Origin of the sequence: Piscinibacter lacus, from assembly GCF_016735685.1 — a bacterium.
GTDB classification, from domain to species: domain Bacteria; phylum Pseudomonadota; class Gammaproteobacteria; order Burkholderiales; family Burkholderiaceae_C; genus Aquariibacter; species Aquariibacter lacus.
The window spans coordinates 485,298-503,224 of sequence record NZ_JAERRA010000002.1 but is presented as its reverse complement, the minus strand read 5'-3'; the positions used below and the strand labels follow the sequence as shown (position 1 = coordinate 503,224).

Annotated in this window: 19 protein-coding genes, 1 tRNA gene and 1 other RNA gene; 10 read left to right on the top strand and 11 right to left on the bottom strand. The window is 70.4% G+C overall.

The annotated features are described in order from the left end of the window. Window positions 1–2: 2 nt before the first annotated feature. The 8 genes from JI742_RS12670 to JI742_RS12640 all read right to left on the bottom strand — a co-directional run bounded on the left by JI742_RS12670 (window position 3) and on the right by JI742_RS12640 (window position 5,643). Window positions 3–830, bottom strand: coding sequence for a sulfite exporter TauE/SafE family protein (locus JI742_RS12670; protein WP_201827411.1), 828 nt, complete (start codon window positions 828–830; stop codon window positions 3–5). Between the two features lie 55 nt (window positions 831–885). After that, window positions 886–1,063: non-coding RNA, 6S RNA (ssrS, locus tag JI742_RS14165), on the bottom strand. 86 nt (window positions 1,064–1,149) lie between these two features. Beyond that, window positions 1,150–1,488: a cell division protein ZapA gene (locus JI742_RS12665; RefSeq protein WP_201827408.1), complete on the bottom strand. Its 339-nt coding sequence runs from the start codon at window positions 1,486–1,488 to the stop codon at window positions 1,150–1,152. Continuing rightward, window positions 1,485–1,715: a DUF904 domain-containing protein gene (locus tag JI742_RS12660; RefSeq protein WP_201827406.1), complete on the bottom strand. Its 231-nt coding sequence runs from the start codon at window positions 1,713–1,715 to the stop codon at window positions 1,485–1,487. Before JI742_RS12660 ends, JI742_RS12665 begins: the two co-directional genes overlap by 4 nt. Window positions 1,716–1,776: 61 nt before the next feature. Further along, the gene (gene nth, locus JI742_RS12655; RefSeq protein WP_201827404.1) at window positions 1,777–2,415 is read right to left on the bottom strand and encodes an endonuclease III; all 639 of its coding nucleotides are present in this window, start codon (window positions 2,413–2,415) and stop codon (window positions 1,777–1,779) included. 15 nt (window positions 2,416–2,430) lie between these two features. After that, window positions 2,431–3,135, bottom strand: coding sequence for an RnfABCDGE type electron transport complex subunit B (locus JI742_RS12650; RefSeq protein ID WP_201827402.1), 705 nt, complete (start codon window positions 3,133–3,135; stop codon window positions 2,431–2,433). Window positions 3,136–3,140: 5 nt separating this feature from the next. Next, window positions 3,141–4,391, bottom strand: a complete 1,251-nt coding sequence (locus tag JI742_RS12645) for a polyhydroxyalkanoate depolymerase (protein ID WP_201827400.1) — start codon at window positions 4,389–4,391, stop codon at window positions 3,141–3,143. A gap of 52 nt (window positions 4,392–4,443) precedes the next feature. Further along, a complete protein-coding gene (locus JI742_RS12640; protein ID WP_201827398.1) occupies window positions 4,444–5,643 on the bottom strand; it encodes an amino acid aminotransferase in 1,200 nt (399 codons plus the stop codon). 170 nt (window positions 5,644–5,813) lie between these two features. On the opposite strand from JI742_RS12640, the gene uvrB reads away from it, so the two are divergent. From uvrB to JI742_RS12590, 10 genes are all read left to right on the top strand, one after another. After that, window positions 5,814–7,949 carry an excinuclease ABC subunit UvrB gene (gene uvrB / locus JI742_RS12635; protein WP_201827396.1) on the top strand — a complete coding sequence of 712 codons (2,136 nt, stop codon included), beginning with the start codon at window positions 5,814–5,816 and terminating at the stop codon, window positions 7,947–7,949. A 288-nt stretch (window positions 7,950–8,237) separates the two neighbouring features. Then, a complete protein-coding gene (locus JI742_RS12630; protein ID WP_201827394.1) occupies window positions 8,238–8,771 on the top strand; it encodes a Fe-S cluster assembly transcription factor in 534 nt (177 codons plus the stop codon). A 105-nt stretch (window positions 8,772–8,876) separates the two neighbouring features. Then, window positions 8,877–10,097, top strand: coding sequence for an IscS subfamily cysteine desulfurase (locus JI742_RS12625; protein ID WP_201827392.1), 1,221 nt, complete (start codon window positions 8,877–8,879; stop codon window positions 10,095–10,097). A gap of 105 nt (window positions 10,098–10,202) precedes the next feature. Next, entirely contained in the window at window positions 10,203–10,601 is a 399-nt protein-coding gene (gene iscU, locus JI742_RS12620) for a Fe-S cluster assembly scaffold IscU (RefSeq protein ID WP_201827390.1), read from the top strand. Between the two features lie 7 nt (window positions 10,602–10,608). Then, window positions 10,609–10,932 (top strand): iron-sulfur cluster assembly protein IscA, encoded by a 324-nt coding sequence (gene iscA / locus JI742_RS12615; protein WP_182664201.1) that lies wholly within the window; start codon window positions 10,609–10,611, stop codon window positions 10,930–10,932. 131 nt (window positions 10,933–11,063) lie between these two features. After that, window positions 11,064–11,597, top strand: a complete 534-nt coding sequence (gene hscB, locus JI742_RS12610; protein ID WP_201827388.1) for a Fe-S protein assembly co-chaperone HscB — start codon at window positions 11,064–11,066, stop codon at window positions 11,595–11,597. 21 nt (window positions 11,598–11,618) lie between these two features. After that, on the top strand, window positions 11,619–13,487 hold the full coding sequence (gene hscA, locus JI742_RS12605; RefSeq protein ID WP_201827386.1) for a Fe-S protein assembly chaperone HscA: 1,869 nt from the start codon (window positions 11,619–11,621) through the stop codon (window positions 13,485–13,487). Between the two features lie 35 nt (window positions 13,488–13,522). Then, entirely contained in the window at window positions 13,523–13,861 is a 339-nt protein-coding gene (fdx, locus tag JI742_RS12600; protein ID WP_201827384.1) for an ISC system 2Fe-2S type ferredoxin, read from the top strand. A 19-nt stretch (window positions 13,862–13,880) separates the two neighbouring features. Then, window positions 13,881–14,600 (top strand): DNA polymerase III subunit epsilon, encoded by a 720-nt coding sequence (dnaQ, locus tag JI742_RS12595; RefSeq protein ID WP_201827382.1) that lies wholly within the window; start codon window positions 13,881–13,883, stop codon window positions 14,598–14,600. An 80-nt stretch (window positions 14,601–14,680) separates the two neighbouring features. Further along, window positions 14,681–14,755, top strand: a tRNA-Val gene (locus tag JI742_RS12590). A gap of 119 nt (window positions 14,756–14,874) precedes the next feature. On the opposite strand, the gene JI742_RS12585 is transcribed toward JI742_RS12590, so the two are convergent. The 3 genes from JI742_RS12585 to JI742_RS12575 form a co-directional block, all read right to left on the bottom strand. Continuing rightward, on the bottom strand, window positions 14,875–15,573 hold the full coding sequence (locus JI742_RS12585; protein WP_201827380.1) for a Rossmann-fold NAD(P)-binding domain-containing protein: 699 nt from the start codon (window positions 15,571–15,573) through the stop codon (window positions 14,875–14,877). Window positions 15,574–15,665: 92 nt separating this feature from the next. Beyond that, entirely contained in the window at window positions 15,666–16,961 is a 1,296-nt protein-coding gene (locus tag JI742_RS12580; RefSeq protein ID WP_201827378.1) for a cytochrome P450, read from the bottom strand. A gap of 554 nt (window positions 16,962–17,515) precedes the next feature. Beyond that, on the bottom strand, window positions 17,516–17,890 hold the full coding sequence (locus tag JI742_RS12575; RefSeq protein ID WP_201827376.1) for a DUF779 domain-containing protein: 375 nt from the start codon (window positions 17,888–17,890) through the stop codon (window positions 17,516–17,518). Window positions 17,891–17,927: the final 37 nt, after the last annotated feature.

Genomic DNA, 17,927 nt, shown 5'->3' with positions numbered 1-17,927 from the left:
ACTCAGTGCAAATGCCAGGCGCGGCGCAGCATCTCCACCGCCACCCCGAGCAGCATCAGGCCGAAGAGCCGGCGCAGCCGCCGGCTCTGGGTGGCATGCGAGATCCGCGTGCCCAGCGGCGCCGCCAGCACGCTGGTGCTGGCCAGCAGCAGCCAGGACGGCAGGTGCACCAGGCCCAGGCTGCCCTCCGGCCGGCCCGGCAGGCCCTGGCCGACCACGATGTAGGCCAGCGTCGCCGCCAGCGCCAGCGGCAGGCCCAGGGCGCTGGAGGTGGCCACGGCGCGGTGCATCGGCACCTGCCAGCGGCCCATCATGGGCACCGAGAGGAAGGCCCCGCCCGCCCCGACCAGGGCCGACAGCAGGCCGATCAGCCCGCCCGCACCCAGCAGGCCCAGCCCGCCCGGCAGGCCCGGACGACCCGGGCCGACCTGCGGCGCCGGCCCGGCGACGAAGAGCATCTTCAGCGCCGCATGGCCGACGAAGAGGCCGAACATCAGGGTCAGGCCCAGGGCCGGCAGATGGCGGGCCAGCAGCGCGCCCAGGGCGGTGCCCAGCATCACGCCGGGCAGCAGGCGCCGCACGACCGTCCATTCGATGGCGCCCCGCGCCTGCTGGGCCCGGACGGCCGACATCGAGGTCAGGCAGATCGTCGCCAGGGCCGTGGCCACCGCCATCTTCAGCTGCAGATCCGGGGCCGTGCCCGCATGCGCCAGCACCTGGCTGAGGAAGGGCACCAGGATCATGCCGCCACCGATCCCCAGCAGACCGGCCAGAAAGCCGCTGACGCTGCCGAGGACCAGCAGGAGGAGGAGGACGGGCAGGTCGGGCATCGCGGCGTCGGCCAGAGGCGCCATGCGCCGGGTGGGGCCCGGAGGGGGGAAGAAGGTGTCCGCTGCGAGCCGGGGACCGCAGGCCTGAACCCAGGGGATTCAGGTGGGCGAGGTCAGCGAGGCTTCGGGTTCATCTGACGCGAGACGATCACGCCCGCCTCGCATGTTCCAAGCCCAGGCTCGGCAAGAGCATCGGTTCAAGGACATAAAAGTCCCCGCGAACGCAGCGAACGAGGGGCAGTGTAGGCCGGGCCTCGCCCGCCCATGCGGCGTCCGGGCGACGCCCCCAGGCGATCCGGGGGCGATCGGGCGGCGCGGCTCAGAGCAGGCGGCCGTCCTCGCCCAGCACGCTGTCGATGCGATCGATCAGGCCGCGGATGCGGGCCTCGACGGCCGCATCCGCGGCGCCGGCCTCGGCCTGCGGGGCAGGGCGGGCCTGGGCCTCGGCGGCCTGCTGCTCGCGCTCGACCTTCTGCGAGGCGAGGTTGAGCGCCGCGAGCACGGCGATCTTCTCGCGCGCCCTGATGCGGCCGGCATCGTGGATCAGGCTCATCTCGCGGTCGACCGCGCGCACGGCGGCATGCAGGACCGCCTCGCCCTCGTCGGTGCAGACCAGGCGGTAGCTCTGGCCGAGGATGGTGGCTTCGATCTGCTTCACGGCATCTCCCCGGTCGGCGGCGCGGCGGCGGCGGGCGCATCGGCCTGGAGCCGGTCGAGCAGGGCGTCGATGCGCTGGCGGGCGGCCGCCAGGCGGCCGCGCAGCGAATCGCGCTCGGCCGAGACGGCCAGCAGTTGCTGCTCCAAGAGCCCGTGGGCCCGCTGCAGTTCCTCGTGGCGCAGGAGAAGCCGCTCCACGCGTGCGCTCAGGTCCTCGATGCTCGACATGCTCTCCCCGCTTCCGATGGCCGCGGATTCTAGGCGGCGGCCCGCCCGCAGCCGGCCCGTTTCAGGCCCGGTCGGTCTTCTCGCGGAAGCCGCAGACCGTGCGAACCGCACAGGCGCCGCAGCGCGGCGCGCGGGCCTGGCAGACATAGCGGCCGTGCAGGATCAGCCAGTGGTGCGCGTGCACCAAATAGGCCGGCGGGATGCGCTTGAGCAGCTTCAGCTCGACGGCCAGCGGCGTCTTGCCCGGCGCCAGGCCGGTGCGGTTGCCGACGCGGAAGATATGGGTGTCGACCGCCATCGTCGGCTGGCCGAAGGCCACATTGAGCACGACATTGGCCGTCTTGCGGCCCACCCCGGGCAGGGCCTCCAGGGCCTCGCGGCTGCCCGGCACCTCGCCGCCATGCTGCTCGACCAGGATGCGGCAGGTCTCCACCAGGTGCTTGGCCTTGTTGCGGTAGAGACCGATGGTCTTGATCTGCTCGGCCACGCCTTCGACCCCCAGGGCCAGCATCTTCTGCGGCGTGGGCGCCAGCGCGAACAGCCGCCGGGTGGCCTTGTTGACGCCGACATCGGTCGCCTGGGCCGAGAGCAGCACGGCCGCCAGCAGCTCGAAGACGCTGCTGTAGGCCAGTTCGGTGGCCGGATGCGGATTGGCCGCAGCCAGGGTGGCGAAGAAGGTCTCGATCGCGTCGCGCTTCATCGCGGGGCTCCGGGTTCAGCCGGCGGCCTTGGCGCGCACGCGGGCCAGGGCCGCCTCGATGGCGGCGCGTTTGCGGTCGGCCGCGCCGGGGGCGGCCAGGCGCGGGTCGGCGTCGAGCGTGGCGAGCTTGTCCTGCGCGCGGGCGGCCTGGCGGTCGGCATGGGCGGCCTCGCGCCGCGCCCGGCGCTGGCGGGTGTCGGCATAAGCCTTGCGGGCCGCCTCGGCGCGGGCCGGCGACCAGGCGGCCCAGCCGATGGCGGCTGGCTCGGCCGGCGGGTCGAGGGTGATGCAGTCCACCGGGCAGGCCGGCAGGCAAAGCGCGCAGCCAGTGCAGTCGGCAGCGATCACGGTGTGCATCTGCTTGGACGCGCCGACGATGCAGTCCACCGGGCAGGCGGCGATGCACAGGGTGCAGCCGATGCACCAGGCCTCGTCGATGCGGGCCAGGCGCAGCGGCCCTTCGCTGCCGCAGTCCGGATCCAGCGGCAGCGGCACCCGCCCGCTGAGCGCCGCCAGGCGCTGCACGCCTTCGGCGCCGCCCGGCGGGCAGCGGTTGATCGCCGCGCCTTCGTGGACGATGGCCTCGGCATAGCTGCGGCAGTCCGGGTAGCCGCAACGCGTGCACTGCGTCTGCGGCAGGGCCGCGTCGAGCCGGTCGACGGCGGCCGCGCGCGCAGCATCCGCCGCGCCCGGGGCCGGGCCCTGCGCCGCGCCCGCCATGCTGCTTACTCGGCCTTGGCGCTGTGCCGGCCGATGAAGTCGCGGATCGCCGGGTAGGCCAGCTCGCGCCAGCGGCGGCCCGAGAAGATGCCGTAGTGGCCCGCGCCGGCCACGTCGTAGTGGGTCTTGCGCTCGGCCGGGATGCCGCTGCAAAGCTCAAGCGCGGCCCGGGTCTGACCGGCGCCGGAGATGTCGTCAAGCTCGCCCTCGACCGTCATCAGCGCAGTCTGGCGGATGTCCTGCGGGCGCACGGCCGCGCCGTCGATCGTCCAGGTGCCGTGGACCAGGGCGAAGTCCTGGAAGACGGTCTGGATGGTGTCCAGGTAGTACTCGGCCGGCATGTCGAGCACGGCGTTGTACTCGTCGTAGAACTGCCGGTGGGCCTCGGCCGAGTCGTCGTTGCCGCGGATCAGGTCGAGGAAGTAGTCGTAGTGCGAGCTGAGATGCCGGTCCGGATTCATCGCGACGAAGCCGGTGTGCTGCAGGAAGCCCGGGTAGACCAGACGGCCCGCGCCCGGATAGTTCGGCGGCACGCGGTAGATCACATTGTTCTCGAACCAGGCGATGCTCTTGTTCATCGCCAGGTTGTTGACGGCCGTGGGCGACTTCCGGGCGTCGATCGGGCCGCCCATCATCACCATGGCGCGCGGCGCCACCTCACCGCGGCTGGCCAGCAGCGAGACGGCGGCCAGCACCGGCACGGTCGGCTGGCAGACCGAGATCACGCTGACGTCCGGGCCGAGCAGGCGCAGGAAGTCCATCACGTAGTGCACGTAGTCGGCCAGGTGGAAGGGGCCGACGGCGGTCGGCACCATGCGGGCGTCGATCCAGTCGGTGATGTAGACCTTGTGGTCCTGCAGCAGGGTCTGCACCGTCTGGCGCAGCAGGGTGGAGTGGTGACCCGACAGGGGCGCGACGACCAGCACCGTGGGCTGGCCGCGCATCTTGTTGAGCAGTTCGACGTTGTCGGTGTAGCGCTTGAAGCGCAGCAGGCGACAGAAGGGGCGTTCTTCGGTGACCAGTTCCTGCACGACCACCTCGGTCCCGTCGACCTGCAGGTGGTTGATGCCGAAGCTCGGCTTCTCGTATTCCTTGGTTAGCCGGTGCATCAGCTCGAAGCCCGCCGACAGCCGCTGTGACCCCGGTGCATGCGTGAAGGGCGAGAGGGGATGGCTGTAGAGCTTGGCCGTGGCCGAAGCGAACTCGGAAAAGGGGCTCAGCAGCGCACGCTGGGTTTCGTAGAGCTGATACAGCATCGGAGATCTCCTGATTCCGGTTCACGACGGCCGGGACGGCCGTCGCGGTCCGTCAAAGCACCGCGGCGATGCCGCGGGCGACGGCGTCGAGGTTCTTTTCGTTGAGCGCGGCCACGCAGATGCGGCCGGAATCGACACCATAGATGCCGAACTCGCTGCGCAGTCGCTGCATCTGGGCGGCGTTCAGGCCCGAGTAGCTGAACATGCCCTTCTGGCGGGTGATGAAGGCCAGGTCCTGCTTCACGCCGGCGGCTTGCAGCCGCTCCACCAGCGCGCCGCGCATGGCCTGGATGCGCACGCGCATGCCGGCCAGTTCCTCTTCCCACTGGGCGCGCAGCGCCGGCGTGGTCAGCACGGTGGCGACCAGGGTGGCGCCGAAGGTCGGCGGGTTGGAGTAGTTGGTGCGGATGACGATCTTGAGCTGGCTCAGCACGCGGGCGGCTTCCTCCTTGCTGGCGCTGACCGCGCTGAGCGCGCCGACGCGCTCGCCGTAGAGGCTGAAGCTCTTGCTGAAGCTGGTCGAGACGAAGAAGTTCAGGCCGGCTTCGAGGAAGGCACGGATGACCGCGCCGTCCTCGGCGATGCCGTCGCCGAAGCCCTGGTAGGCCGAGTCGAGGAAGGCGACCAGGCCGCGCGCCTTGACGGTGGCGATGACTTCGCTCCACTGGGCGGGCGTCAGGTCGTAGCCGGTCGGGTTGTGGCAGCAGGCATGCAGCACGACCACGGTGCCGGCGGCGGCGGCGTTCAGCGCGGCCAGCATCTTGTCGAAGGCGATGCCGCGCGCTTCGGCGTCGTAGTAGGGGTAGCTGCCGACGGTGAAGCCCGCATTCGTGAACAGCGCGCGGTGGTTCTCCCAGCTCGGGTCGCTGATCAGCACGGTGGCGCCGGGGTTCAGGCGCTTGAGGAAGTCGGCGCCGATCTTCAGGCCGCCGGTGCCGCCCAGGCCCTGCACGGTGGCGATGCGGCCGCTGGCCACGGCCTCGTCGCCGAAGACCAGGGCCTGCACGGCCTTGTCGTAGGCGGCGATGCCGTCGATCGGCAGGTAGCCCTTGGCCTTGGGCGCTTCGAGCAGCGCCTTCTCGGCCGCGGCCACGCACTTCAGCAGGGGCAGCTTGCCGTTCTCGTCGGTGTAGACGCCAACGCCGAGGTTGACCTTGGCCGGGTTGGGGTCGGCGTTGAACTGCTCGTTCAGACCCAGGATCGGGTCGCGGGGCGCCATTTCGACGGCGGCAAACAGGCTGGAGGACGACATCGGAGGAACTCGCAGGCGAGGGCAGAGGGAGCGGGGTGTGGGGGCGCGTTCCCGCGGGTGGAAGAGCCGCAAGCCGCGGCCGACCCGACCATCGGCTACGCTGGAGGGTGGCGCCGACCTGGGGAACACCCTGAGTTTAATGGCCGACACTGACCCGACCCTTGCCGCCGATGAATCCCCCGCCCCGCTCCGCCGTGTCGCCCGACACGCCTGTCACCGCCGCCGCGCCGGATGCCGCCGCGCCCGAGGGGTCCTTCGTCAGCTTCCCGGGCTCGCCCTTCCAGCTTTTCCAGCCCTATCCGCCGGCGGGCGACCAGCCCGAGGCGATCGCCGGCCTGGTCGAGGGCATCGAGGACGGCGAGGTCTACCAGACCCTGCTGGGCGTGACCGGCTCGGGCAAGACCTTCACGATGGCCAATGTCATCGCCCGCACCGGCCGACCGGCGATCGTCTTCGCGCCGAACAAGACGCTGGCCGCCCAGCTCTACAGCGAGTTCCGCGAGTTCTTTCCGAAGAATGCGGTCGAGTACTTCGTCAGCTACTACGACTACTACCAGCCCGAGGCCTATGTGCCGCAGCGCGACCTGTTCATCGAGAAGGACAGCGCGGTCAACGAGCACATCGAGCAGATGCGCCTCAGCGCCACCAAGAGCGTGCTGGAGCGACGCGATTGCGTGATCGTCGCCTCGGTCAGCGCCATCTACGGCATCGGCAAGCCCGAGGACTACACCGAGATGCGGCTGATCGTGCGCGTCGGCGACCGCATCGGCCAGCGCGACCTGATCGGCCGTCTGGTGCGCATGCAGTACAAGCGCAATGACACCGATTTCTCGCGCGGCAGCTTCCGCGTGCGTGGCGACACGGTCGATGTCTTCCCGTCCGAGCATGCCGAGCTGGCCATCCGCATCGAGCTTTTCGATGAGGAACTGGAGACGATCTCGCTCTTCGACCCGCTGACCGGCCGGGTGCGGCAGAAGATCCCGCGCTTCGTGATCTATCCCGCCAGCCATTACGTGACGCCGCGCGAGAAGGTGCTGTCGGCGATGGACGCGATCAAGGAGGAGCTGCGGCTGCGGCTCGACGAACTGGTCAAGTCGGGCAAGCTGGTCGAGGCCCAGCGCCTGGAGCAGCGCACCCGCTTCGACCTGGAGATGCTTCAGGAGGTCGGCCACTGCAAGGGCATCGAGAACTACAGCCGTCACCTGAGCGGCGCCGCGCCGGGCGAACCGCCGCCGACGCTGATCGACTACCTGCCGGCCGATGCGGTGATGTTCCTCGACGAGTCGCATGTGCTGATCGGCCAGTTCGGCGGCATGTACAACGGCGACCGCGCGCGCAAGCAGACGCTGGTGGACTTCGGCTTCCGCCTGCCCAGCGCGATGGACAACCGGCCGCTGAAGTTCGACGAGTTCGAGCGCAAGATGCGGCAGACGGTCTTCGTTTCGGCCACGCCCGCGGCCTACGAGAACGAGCATGCCGGCAAGGTGGTCGAGCAGGTGGTGCGGCCGACCGGCCTCGTCGACCCGCAGGTCGAGGTGCGGCCCGCCACCCATCAGGTCGACGATGTGCTTCAGGAGATCCGCATCCGCGTCGACAAGAACGAGCGCGTGCTGATCACCACGCTGACCAAGCGCATGGCCGAGCAGCTCACCGACTACCTGAGCGACAACGGCGTGAAGGTGCGCTACCTGCACAGCGACATCGACACCGTCGAGCGGGTCGAGATCCTGCGCGACCTGCGCCTGGGCCACTTCGATGTGCTGGTCGGCATCAACCTGCTGCGCGAGGGCCTGGACATTCCGGAGGTCTCGCTGGTGGCCATCCTCGATGCCGACAAGGAAGGCTTCCTGCGCGCCGAGCGCAGCCTGATCCAGACCATCGGCCGCGCGGCGCGCAATGTGAACGGCCGCGCCATCCTCTATGCCGACCGGATCACCGACTCGATGCGCAAGGCCATCGACGAGACCGAGCGGCGCCGCGCCAAGCAGATCGCGCACAACACCCTGAACGGCATCGTCCCGCAGGGCATCCGCAAGCAGGTGCGCGAGATGATCGACGGCGTCTACAGCGCCCAGGCCAAGGACGACCAGAAGGCCGAGGCCGCCGCGGCCATGGCCTCGATCGACGAGCGCGACCTGGGCAAGCGCATCAAGCTGATCGAGAAGCAGATGCTGGAGCACGCCCGCAACCTCGAGTTCGAGAAGGCGGCCCGCCTGCGCGACCAGCTCGCGCTGCTCAAGGAACAAGCCTTCGGCGCGACCGGCACCGACAACGTGCTGCCGCTGCCGGCTGGGCCGCGCGGGTGACGCCGGTTTGTCGCGAAGCTTGCGAAGACCCCGGGTCGGGTGGTCCCCCGGGTCCGCACGCTTGACCTTCATAGAAAAGCCATTTTTCCGAATGAAACAGGCCGAGTCTGGTGCGGACCATGATTTGTCCAAGACGCCGATACGTCATCAGGGGTGTTCGGCCCGAACCGGGACAGCTGAAGGGCGAGTCTGCCTATAATCGAGTCATTCAGTCGGAAATAACCGACGGGGGGTGTGGAGAGGAAACCTGCCGGCCAGCCGGCCTTGCCTCTGCCAAGGAGTGATTCCATGCGTCTGACCACCAAAGGCCGTTTTGCCGTGACCGCCATGATCGACCTGGCGCTGCGCGAGCACAGCGGACCGGTCGCCCTGGCCGCCATCAGTGCGCGCCAGCAAATCTCGCTGTCCTACCTGGAACAGCTTTTCGGCAAGCTCCGTCGCCATGAGCTCGTCGAGTCCACCCGCGGTCCGGGCGGCGGCTACTCGCTGGGCCGCAAGGCCGAGGACATCACCGTCGCCGACATCATCGTCGCGGTGGATGAGGCGCTCGATGCCACCGGCTGCGGCGGCAAGGAGAACTGCATGGGCGAGGACGCCGGCCGCTGCATGACGCACGACCTGTGGACCAGCCTGAACACCAAGATGATCGAGTACCTCGATTCGATCTCGCTGCGCAAGCTCGTCGAAGACCAGTTGGCCAAGGGCATCTCGATCGAAGAGGCGCCGGTCAAGCGGGCGATCTCCTCGGCGCCCGTGGTCAAGCCGATCAAGGTGACGGCGCCGAACTCGGTCTTCGCGCTCGGCAACGCCTTCAGCAAGTGAGTCCGGCCGCCTGCCGGTCGGAGCCTGCGGCTCCGCCGGCCGTCCGCCGAGTCCCCATCCCTTCCTGTTTCGCCAGCCCGCCGCGACCCAGAGGCTGAGCCCGCCATGGACATGACCCCGCACTTCCCGATCTACCTCGACTACGGTGCCACCAACCCCTGCGATCCGCGCGTCGTCGACGCCATGATCCCCTGGTTGCGCGAGCACTTCGGCAACCCCGCCTCGCGCAGCCACGCCTGGGGCTGGGAGGCGGAGGAAGCCGTCGAGAAGGCCCGCGAGCAGGTCGCCGCGCTGATCGGCGCCGACCCCCGCGAGATCGTCTGGACCTCCGGCGCGACCGAGTCGAACAACCTCGCTATCAAGGGCGCAGCGCAGTTCTACAAGGGCCGCGGCAAGCACATCATCACCGTCAAGACCGAGCACAAGGCCGTGCTCGACGCGGTGCGCGAGCTGGAGCGCCAGGGCTTCGATGCGACCTACCTGGATGTGCAGGAAGACGGCCTGATCGACCTGAACCGTCTGAAGGACGCGATCAGGCCGGACACCATCCTGATCTCGGTCATGTTCGTGAACAACGAGATCGGCGTGATCCAGGACATCCCGGCCATCGGCGCGCTGTGCCGGGAGCGCGGCATCGTCTTCCACGTCGACGCGGCCCAGGCCACCGGCAAGACGCCGATCGACCTGGCGACCCTGCCCGTCGACCTGATGAGCCTGGCCTCGCACAAGACCTACGGCCCCAAGGGCATCGGCGCGCTCTATGTGCGCCGCAAGCCGCGCGTGCGGCTCGAGGCCCAGATGCACGGCGGCGGCCACGAGCGCGGCATGCGCTCCGGCACCCTGCCCACGCACCAGTGCGTCGGCATGGGCGAGGCCTTCCGCATCGCCCGCGAGGAAATGGCCACCGAGCTTCCGCGCATCCGCGCCTTGCAGCAGCGCCTGATCACCGGCCTAGCCGACATCGATCAGACCTTCCTGAACGGCCATGCCACCCAGCGCGTGCCGCACAACGTGAACATGAGCTTCAACTTCGTCGAAGGCGAGTCGCTGATCATGGGCATCAAGGGCCTGGCGGTCTCGTCCGGCTCGGCCTGCACCTCGGCCAGCCTGGAGCCCAGCTATGTGCTGCGCGCCCTCGGCCGCAGCGACGAGCTCGCCCACAGCAGCCTGCGCATGACGCTGGGCCGCTTCTCGACCGAGGAAGAGATCGACTACGCCGTGGCCACCATTCGCGAGAACGTGGGCAAGCTGCGCGATCTCTCGCCACTTTGGGAAATGCATCAGGATGGGGTCGATCTGAGCACCATTCAGTGGGCGGCACACTGAGGCGGGGGCGTCCCTGCGGACGCCCGAGCACGGTGTGCCGGATCGGTCGCCTGCGAGCGGCCGGTCCGGGCAGCCCAGCCGCAACACCATGACAGGAGCAACACCATGGCCTACAGCGACAAAGTCATCGATCACTACGAAAACCCCCGCAATGTCGGTTCCTTCGCCAAGGGCGATGAGGACGTCGGCACCGGCATGGTGGGCGCGCCGGCCTGCGGCGACGTGATGAAGCTTCAGATCCGTGTGAACCCCGAAACCGGGCTCATCGAGGATGCCAAGTTCAAGACCTACGGCTGCGGCTCGGCCATTGCCTCAAGCTCGCTGGTCACCGAGTGGGTGAAGGGCAAGAGCCTGGACGAGGCGCTGAGCATCAAGAACACCCACATCGCCGAAGAGCTGGCCCTGCCGCCGGTCAAGATCCACTGCTCGATCCTGGCCGAAGACGCGATCAAGGCGGCGGTGGACGACTACAAGGCCCGCCACCCCAGCAAGGCCGAGGCTTGATCCGACTATGGCCGTGACCCTGACCGAAGCCGCCGCGCGGCACGTGACCCGCTACCTGGCCCGCCGCGGCAAGGGCGTGGGCGTGCGCCTGGGCGTGAAGACCACCGGCTGCTCGGGCCTGGCCTACAAGCTGGAGTACGCCGACGAAGTGGCCCCGGAAGACGTGATCTTCGAGGGCCATGGCGTGAAGGTGCTGATCGACCCGAAGAGCCTGCCCTACCTCGACGGCACCGAGCTGGACTTCGTCCGCGAAGGCCTGAACGAAGGCTTCAAGTTCCACAACCCGCGCGAGCGCGATCGCTGCGGCTGCGGCGAGTCCTTCCGGGTCTGAGCCCGTGGTGCCGGCCGCCGGGCCGACCCGGCGCGCTTGAGCCCATCTCCCCCTGACGCGGCCCCCGGGCCGCGTTGTCGTTCCTCCCCGTCCCGAACGCCCCGCGCCTGTCGCACCGCCGCCCTCCGACGATGAGCCTGCCCGCCCTCGATGCCGACGATTTCCAGCTCTTCGGCCTGCCCGCCCGGCAGGCGCAGGACCGGGCCGAGATCGACCGCCGCTGGAAGGAGCTGCAAACGGCCGCCCATCCCGACCGCCATGCCGCCGCCGGGGCCGCGGCGCAGCGGGTGGCCATGCAGTGGGCCGTTCGCATCAACGAGGCCCATCGCCGCCTGAAGGATCCGCTGCAACGCGCCGCCCTGCTGTGCGAGCTGGCCGGCGCGCCCATCGAGGCCGAGCGCAACACCGCCATGCCAGCCGATTTCCTGATGCAGCAGATGGCCTGGCGCGAGGCCCTGGACGAGGCCGGCGACGCGCTGCCCGCCATCGAGGCGCTCGACGCCGAACTGCAAGCCGAGCAGCGTCGCCGCCTGGCCGCCGTCGAGGCCCTGCTCGACGGTCAGCCTCGCGATGCTGCGGGCGCCGCGCGCGAAGTGCGTGCCCTCATGTTCATCAAGCGCTTTGCCGCCGATGTGCAGGCCCGGCTCGACGCGCTGGGACAATGACGCCCTGATTCCCGACACCCGATGGCCCTCCTCCAGATCTCCGAACCCGGCCAGTCGCCGGACCCGCACCAGCGCCGCATCGCGGTGGGCATCGACCTGGGCACCACCCATTCGCTGGTTGCCGCCGTGCGTTCCGGCGTGCCGGAATGCCTGCCCGACGACAGCGGTCGCGTGCTGCTGCCCTCGGCCGTGCGCTACCTCGACGGCGGTCGCCGCGTGATCGGCCATGAGGCGCTGGCCGCGCAGGCCGAGGACCCGGAGCACACCCTGGTCTCCGTCAAGCGCTTCATGGGCCGTCGCCTGGCCGACCTGCATGAGGCCGCCACGCTGCCCTACCGCTTCGAGGACGGCCCCGGCATGGTGGCCATCGCCACCCGGGCGGGCCTGAAGTCGCCGGTCGAGGTCTCGGCCGAGATCCTCGCCACCCTGCGCTTCCGCGCCGAGGACAGCTTCGACACCGATGAGCTGTTTGGTGCCGTCATCACCGTGCCGGCCTATTTCGACGACGCCCAGCGCCAGGCCACCAAGGATGCCGCCCAGCTTGCCGGGCTGAATGTGCTGCGCCTGATCAATGAGCCGACGGCCGCCGCCATCGCCTACGGCCTGGAGCACGGCAGTGAAGGCCTCTACGCCGTCTACGACCTGGGCGGCGGCACCTTCGACATCTCGCTGCTGCGCTTGCAGCAGGGCGTGTTCGAGGTCGTGGCCACCGGCGGCGATTCGGCCCTGGGCGGCGACGACTACGACCAGGCCCTGGCCGCTTGGGCCCTGGCCGAGACCGGCCGCAGTGTGAGCACCCCGCAGGACAAGCGCACGCTGCTGGTCGCGGCCCGTGCCGCCAAGGAAGCGCTCAGCAGCGCGCCCGAAGCCACGCTGCACGCAGCGCTCGCCGACGGTCCGCTGCGCTTGAACCTGGACCGCGCCACCTTCGCCCAGCTCAGCCGCGCGCTGACCGACCGCACCCTGGCCGCCGTCAAGCGCGTGCTGCGCGATGCCGGCGTCACGCGCGAAGAGGTGCAGGGCGTCGTGCTGGTCGGCGGCTCCACCCGCATGCCGCTCGTCCGCGAGGCGGTCGAGGCCCACTTCGGCTTCGCCCCGCTGACCAATCTGAACCCCGACGAGGTGGTCGCCCTGGGCGCCGCCATCCAGGCCCAGCAGCTCGCCGGCAACACCGCCAACGGCCTGCTGCTGTTGGACGTGACCCCGCTCTCGCTGGGGCTGGAGACCATGGGCGGCCTAGTCGAACGCATCGTGCCGCGCAACAGCACGCTGCCCATCGCCCAGGCCCAGGACTTCACCACCTTCAAGGACGGCCAGACGGCCCTGGCCCTGCATGTCGTGCAGGGCGAGCGCGAGCAGGTCGAGCATTGCCGCTCGCTCGCGCGTTTCGAGCTGCGCGGCATCCCGCCCATGGTGGCGGGTGCGGCGCGCATCCGGGTCACCTTCACCGTCGATGCCGATGGCCTGCTCAGCGTGGCCGCACGCGAGCAGCTCTCGGGCGTCGAGGCCCAGATCACGGTCAAGCCCAGCATCGGCCTGTCCGACGAGCAGATCGCCGCGATGCTGCAGGACGGCTTCGCCACCGCCGAGGGCGACATGCGCGACCGCGCCCTGCGCGAGGCGCGGGTCGAGGTCGAGCGCCTGGTGCTGGCCACCCGCGCCGCGCTGGCGGCCGATGCCGACCTGCTCGACGAGGACGAGACCGCCCGCGTCGAAGCCGCCATCCAGGCTGCCGAGGTCCAGGCTCGCCGGCCGGATGCCGAGGCCGATGCCGCCGCCATCGACGCAGCCGTCAAGGCCCTGGCCGATGCGACCGAGGACTTCGCCGCCCGCCGCATGAACCGCGGCATCCGCCAGGCCCTGGCGGGCCGCCGCGTCGACGAGGTCTGAACCTGCCGGCCGCACCCCTTCCCCCAAGGATTCCCATGCCCCTCATCCGCATCCTGCCGCACCCCGAGTACTGTCCCCAGGGCACCGAGCTGCAGGCCGAGCCCGGCAGCTCGATCTGCGAAGCCCTGCTCGAGCACGGCATCGCCATCGAGCATGCCTGCGACATGAGCTGCGCCTGCACCACCTGCCACGTCATCGTCCGCGAAGGCTTCCGCAGCCTCAATGACATGGACGAGAACGAGGAAGACCTGCTCGACCGCGCCTGGGGCCTGGAGCCCGATTCGCGCCTGAGCTGCCAGGCCTTCGTTGCCCAGCAGGACCTGGTGGTCGAGATTCCCAAGTACTCGATCAACCACGCCAAGGAAAACCACTGAGCCTTCGGAGTCTCACGCGATGAGCCGCCAGATCATCCTCGACACCGAAACCACCGGCCTTTCTGCTGCCGACGGCGATCGCGTGATCGAGATCGGCTGCGTCGAGCTGCTGAATCGCCGTCTGACCGGTCGCAACCTGCACCTCTACCTGAACCCGGATCGTTCCAGCCATCCGGAGGCGCTGAAGGTCCACGGCCTCAGCGACGAGTTCCTCGCCGACAAGCCGCGCTTCCCGGATGTCGCCGAGCGCCTGCTCGACTACCTTGCCGGTGCGGAGCTGATCATCCACAACGCCGCCTTCGACATCGGCTTCCTGGATGCCGAGCTGGAGCGCATCGGCCGACCGCCGCTGAAGCAGCATGTCGACGGCGTGCTCGACACCTTGCTGCTGGCGCGCGAGACCTGGCCCGGCAAGTCCGCCTCGCTCGATGCGTTGTGCAAGCGGCTGGAGGTCGACAACAGCGGCCGCCAGCTTCACGGCGCGCTGCTCGACGCCGAGCTGCTCGCCGAGGTCTACTTGCGCATGACGCGCGGCCAGGACTCGCTGGTCATCGATGCGCTCGACAGCGCCGAAGCCGGTCAGCCCGCCGCCCTGGCCGCCGCGGCGCTGGAGCTGGGCCGTGTGCCGCTGATCGCGATCAACGTCAGCGCCGAGGAAGCCGCGGCCCACGAAGCCCTGCGTGCCGAGCTGGACAAGGCCTGTGGCGGCCTGTCCAAGTGGTCTGCCGCCATGGCATAATCTCGCCTCTCGATTGCCGGTGGGTGCCCAAAAGCACCGGCCAAGCGAAGCGGGCCATCAAGCCGCAAGCCAGAACAATCGGGCGGTTAGCTCAGCGGTAGAGCACTGCCTTCACACGGCAGGGGTCGCAGGTTCGAACCCTGCACCGCCCACCAGATCAAGCCTCGCGAATTTTGTTCGCGAGGCTTTTTTCTTGGCCCCAGATGCAGGGACCCGCTGTCATGCGGTGGTGCGAAGCTTCGGCGCTACTGCGCGCGCTGGCGCTGCCGCGACCTCACCACGGAATGGCCTGGCCCTTGGCGTCGATGAAGCTTGCGCCGCGCTGCGCGGGCAGGGTGTCCAGCGCGGCCAGCAGGCCCTGGGCGGCCTCTTCGGCCGAGACCGTGGGATGGCCGGCCAGGAAGGGCGCGGACAGGGGCGAGGGCACGGTGCCCGGTTGCAGTGCGGCGAACACGGCCTCGGGCCGGCTGCGGGTGCATTCGATCGCGGCGGTCTGCAGCAGCATGTTGCCGGCGGCCTTGGCTGCGCGGTAGCCGTACCAGCCGCCGGCGCGGTTGTCGCTGATGCTGCCGACGCGGGCCGACAGCACGCCGAAGATGCAGCGCCCCTGGCGCGGCAGCAGCGGAATGAAGTGCTTGAGCACCAGCGCCCGGCCGATGGCATTGACCTCGAAGCTGCGCGCCAGTGCGCGCGGGTCCAGGTCGTCGAGCCGCTTCTCGGGCCCGCGGCCGTCCAGGCGGAGCGCGCCGCAGGCATCCAGGATCAGGGCATAGGGACCGGCCTCCCGCATCGCCTCGGCGGCGGCGCGCAGCGTGGCTTCGTCTTCCAGCACGAGGGGCGGTGTGCCGCGACGGCTCAGGCCGGTGACCGTGGCACAGCGCGGGTCGGCTTCCAGCGCAGCTTTCAGGGCCGAGCCCAGCGTCCCGCTGGCCCCCAGCACCAGCGCGCGGTAGCCCTCGGGCAGATGCTTCATGCGCTCTCCTTAATCAGCGGCGCACTGTGCCTCAAGGCATGAGCCCGGCCGACGCACGGGGCTTTGCGCGGGGCTGTGCTCCGCGCGCTTGCTCAGTCCCGGTTCAGCAGCAGGCGGCCCAGTCCGCGGTAGAGCGGGCTGGGCAGCCAGTCGGCCTGCGCCTCGGCCAGGGCCAGCCGGGGCCAGCGGCGCAGCAGCTCGCGCAGCAGCAGCTCGGCTTCCAGCAGCGTCAGCGCCGCCCCCAGGCAGACATGCGGCCCGCTGCCGAAGGCCAGGGCGCCGGGCGCGGCACGGTCCGGGTCGAAGCGGTCCGGATCGGCATGGCGGTCCGGATCGCGGTTGGCCGCGCCGATCATCAGCACCAGCAACTGCCCGCGCGCCATCCACTGGCCTGCCCGCTCATGGCCCTGCGCGACGCGCCGCACCGTGTACTGCACGGGGCTGTGCAGGCGCAGCACCTCGCGCACCACGCGCGGCACGGCCTCGGGCTCGGCCCGCAGGCGGGCCCAGAGGCCGGGCGTGGCCAGCACCGTCTGCAACAGGCTGCCGAGCAGGTGGCGGGTGGTCTCGTGGCCTGCAAAGAGCAGCATCACGGCCTGGGCCAGCAGCTCGTCGGCATGGGGCAGCAGGCCGGCGGCTTCGGCGGCCAGCAGGCGGTCGATCAGGTCGTGCGGCGGCTGCGCCGGCGCATGCTGCGCGGCGCGACGGGCCGCGATCAGGGGCTCGAACAGGCCGGCCAGGATCAGCAGCCGCCGCTGCGCGCGGCGCAGCAGCGCCGGCTGGGGATCCAGGGTGGCGAGCAGGTCGGCCAGGTCGCCGGCCCCGGCGGCAAAGCGCGCCAGTTCGGCCTCGGGCACGCCCAGCATGCTGCCGATCACGCCGGCGGGCAGCGGCCGGGCCAGGGCGGCGATGGCGTCGAAGGGGCCCTTGGCCGGTAGGGCGGAAAGCAGCCGGTCGAGCCGGGCCTCGATGGCCGGCCGCAGCGCCTGCAGGGCGGCAGGGTGGAAGCCGGCCTGCATCAGCGGGCGCAGGCGCTGGTGGTCGGGGTCGTCGACGAAGAGCAGGGCGCGCGCCAGCAGGCGCTGGAAGCGCGGGCTGGCGTCTGCGGACGGCTGCGCCAGCCCGGCCTGCCGGGCCAGCTCGCCCCAGCCGGCCACCCGCGCCACCGACAGGCGGGGATCGCGCAGCGCGGCCTCCACCTCGGCATGGCGGCTCAGCAGCCAGCAGCCGCCGAAGGCCTGGTCCCACCAGTGCAGCGGCCCGCTGCGGTGCAGGGCGGCCATGGGCATGGCCGGGCCGCCGCGGGCCAGGGCGCTGGCCAGCTCGTCCGGCAACCGCGGCCGCGTCGCGGGCGCTTCGAGCAGCGAGGGGGGCAGGGGCAGGTTCACGGGGGACAGGGGGCGGACGGCATGCGCGACAGGGTGCATCCCCCGTGCCCGGGCGATCAAGCGCCGATCAAGCCGGCGGGCGGCTGCAACGGCCACAGCGCTTGCGGGGCCCGCGCGCGCGGCCGGTGCATGGCCGCATGCGGCGTGCCCGCGACGGCGCCGCAAGCCGCAGGGATGGTGCCCCGACCCGGGTTCGAACCGGGATGGACCGGTCAAGGTCCGGCGGATTTTCATACCCCCACGGCTTTCGCCGCCCGCAGCTGGGGCTGCGGTTCGGGGTCTGGAGCGCGCCTTCACCATGCCGGCCGCCAAGCCGGTGCAGGTGCCCGCCGTCCGCTCTCTACACCTTCCGCCTCCGGCCGGGCCGCAGGGGCTTGGCTCGGCGTTGCCTCGCAACGGCCGGGGCCGGGCAGGGGGTTCGCCGAATTTGACGGGATTCACGCCGGCCGTTTCCGTGCCGGGTGCTCAATGACTCAAGTCCGCTGCGTCTGCCTGTTTCGCCATCGGGGCGACGCCGGCCGGATGGTAGCCGCCCCGTCCGGGGCGGCGCCCGCTCACAGGCGGCCGGCCAGGCTCAGGGCCATGGTCTCGTTGTCGGTGAAGAGTCGCGAGCGGGTCAGGAAGGCCTTGCCCTCCGGCCCTTCGAGCGAGAAGGTGCCGCCGTGGCCGCCCTCGACCACGTCGATGATGAGCTGGGTGTGCTTCCAGTATTCGTACTGCTGGGCGCCGATGTAGAAGGGCAGCCCGCCGATCTCGCCGAGCTTCACATCGGCCGCGCCGATCATGACCTCGCCCTCGATGTAGCAATTGGCCGCGCTGTTGTCGCAGCAGCCGCCCGACTGATGAAAGATCAGGTTCGGGCCGTACTTGTGCTTAAGCACTTCGATCAGTTGAATCGTTGCCTCGGTGGCAATCACCTTGTCGACCATGATGTTCTCCTCCTGTCTTGGCCGGACGGGGGCGCAC

Excerpts from the sequence above, each read along its gene's own strand:
- JI742_RS12670 (WP_201827411.1), bottom strand. The coding sequence starts at position 830 with ATGCCCGACCTGCCCGTCCTCCTCCTCCTGCTGGTCCTCGGCAGCGTC.
- JI742_RS12660 (WP_201827406.1), bottom strand. The coding sequence starts at position 1,715 with ATGTCGAGCATCGAGGACCTGAGCGCACGCGTGGAGCGGCTTCTCCTG.
- nth (WP_201827404.1), bottom strand. The coding sequence starts at position 2,415 with ATGAAGCGCGACGCGATCGAGACCTTCTTCGCCACCCTGGCTGCGGCC.
- JI742_RS12650 (WP_201827402.1), bottom strand. The coding sequence starts at position 3,135 with ATGGCGGGCGCGGCGCAGGGCCCGGCCCCGGGCGCGGCGGATGCTGCG.
- JI742_RS12645 (WP_201827400.1), bottom strand. The coding sequence starts at position 4,391 with ATGCTGTATCAGCTCTACGAAACCCAGCGTGCGCTGCTGAGCCCCTTT.
- JI742_RS12640 (WP_201827398.1), bottom strand. The coding sequence starts at position 5,643 with ATGTCGTCCTCCAGCCTGTTTGCCGCCGTCGAAATGGCGCCCCGCGAC.
- uvrB (WP_201827396.1), top strand. The coding sequence starts at position 5,814 with ATGAATCCCCCGCCCCGCTCCGCCGTGTCGCCCGACACGCCTGTCACC.
- JI742_RS12630 (WP_201827394.1), top strand. The coding sequence starts at position 8,238 with ATGCGTCTGACCACCAAAGGCCGTTTTGCCGTGACCGCCATGATCGAC.
- JI742_RS12625 (WP_201827392.1), top strand. The coding sequence starts at position 8,877 with ATGGACATGACCCCGCACTTCCCGATCTACCTCGACTACGGTGCCACC.
- iscU (WP_201827390.1), top strand. The coding sequence starts at position 10,203 with ATGGCCTACAGCGACAAAGTCATCGATCACTACGAAAACCCCCGCAAT.
- iscA (WP_182664201.1), top strand. The coding sequence starts at position 10,609 with ATGGCCGTGACCCTGACCGAAGCCGCCGCGCGGCACGTGACCCGCTAC.
- hscB (WP_201827388.1), top strand. The coding sequence starts at position 11,064 with ATGAGCCTGCCCGCCCTCGATGCCGACGATTTCCAGCTCTTCGGCCTG.
- hscA (WP_201827386.1), top strand. The coding sequence starts at position 11,619 with ATGGCCCTCCTCCAGATCTCCGAACCCGGCCAGTCGCCGGACCCGCAC.
- fdx (WP_201827384.1), top strand. The coding sequence starts at position 13,523 with ATGCCCCTCATCCGCATCCTGCCGCACCCCGAGTACTGTCCCCAGGGC.
- dnaQ (WP_201827382.1), top strand. The coding sequence starts at position 13,881 with ATGAGCCGCCAGATCATCCTCGACACCGAAACCACCGGCCTTTCTGCT.
- JI742_RS12585 (WP_201827380.1), bottom strand. The coding sequence starts at position 15,573 with ATGAAGCATCTGCCCGAGGGCTACCGCGCGCTGGTGCTGGGGGCCAGC.
- JI742_RS12575 (WP_201827376.1), bottom strand. The coding sequence starts at position 17,890 with ATGGTCGACAAGGTGATTGCCACCGAGGCAACGATTCAACTGATCGAA.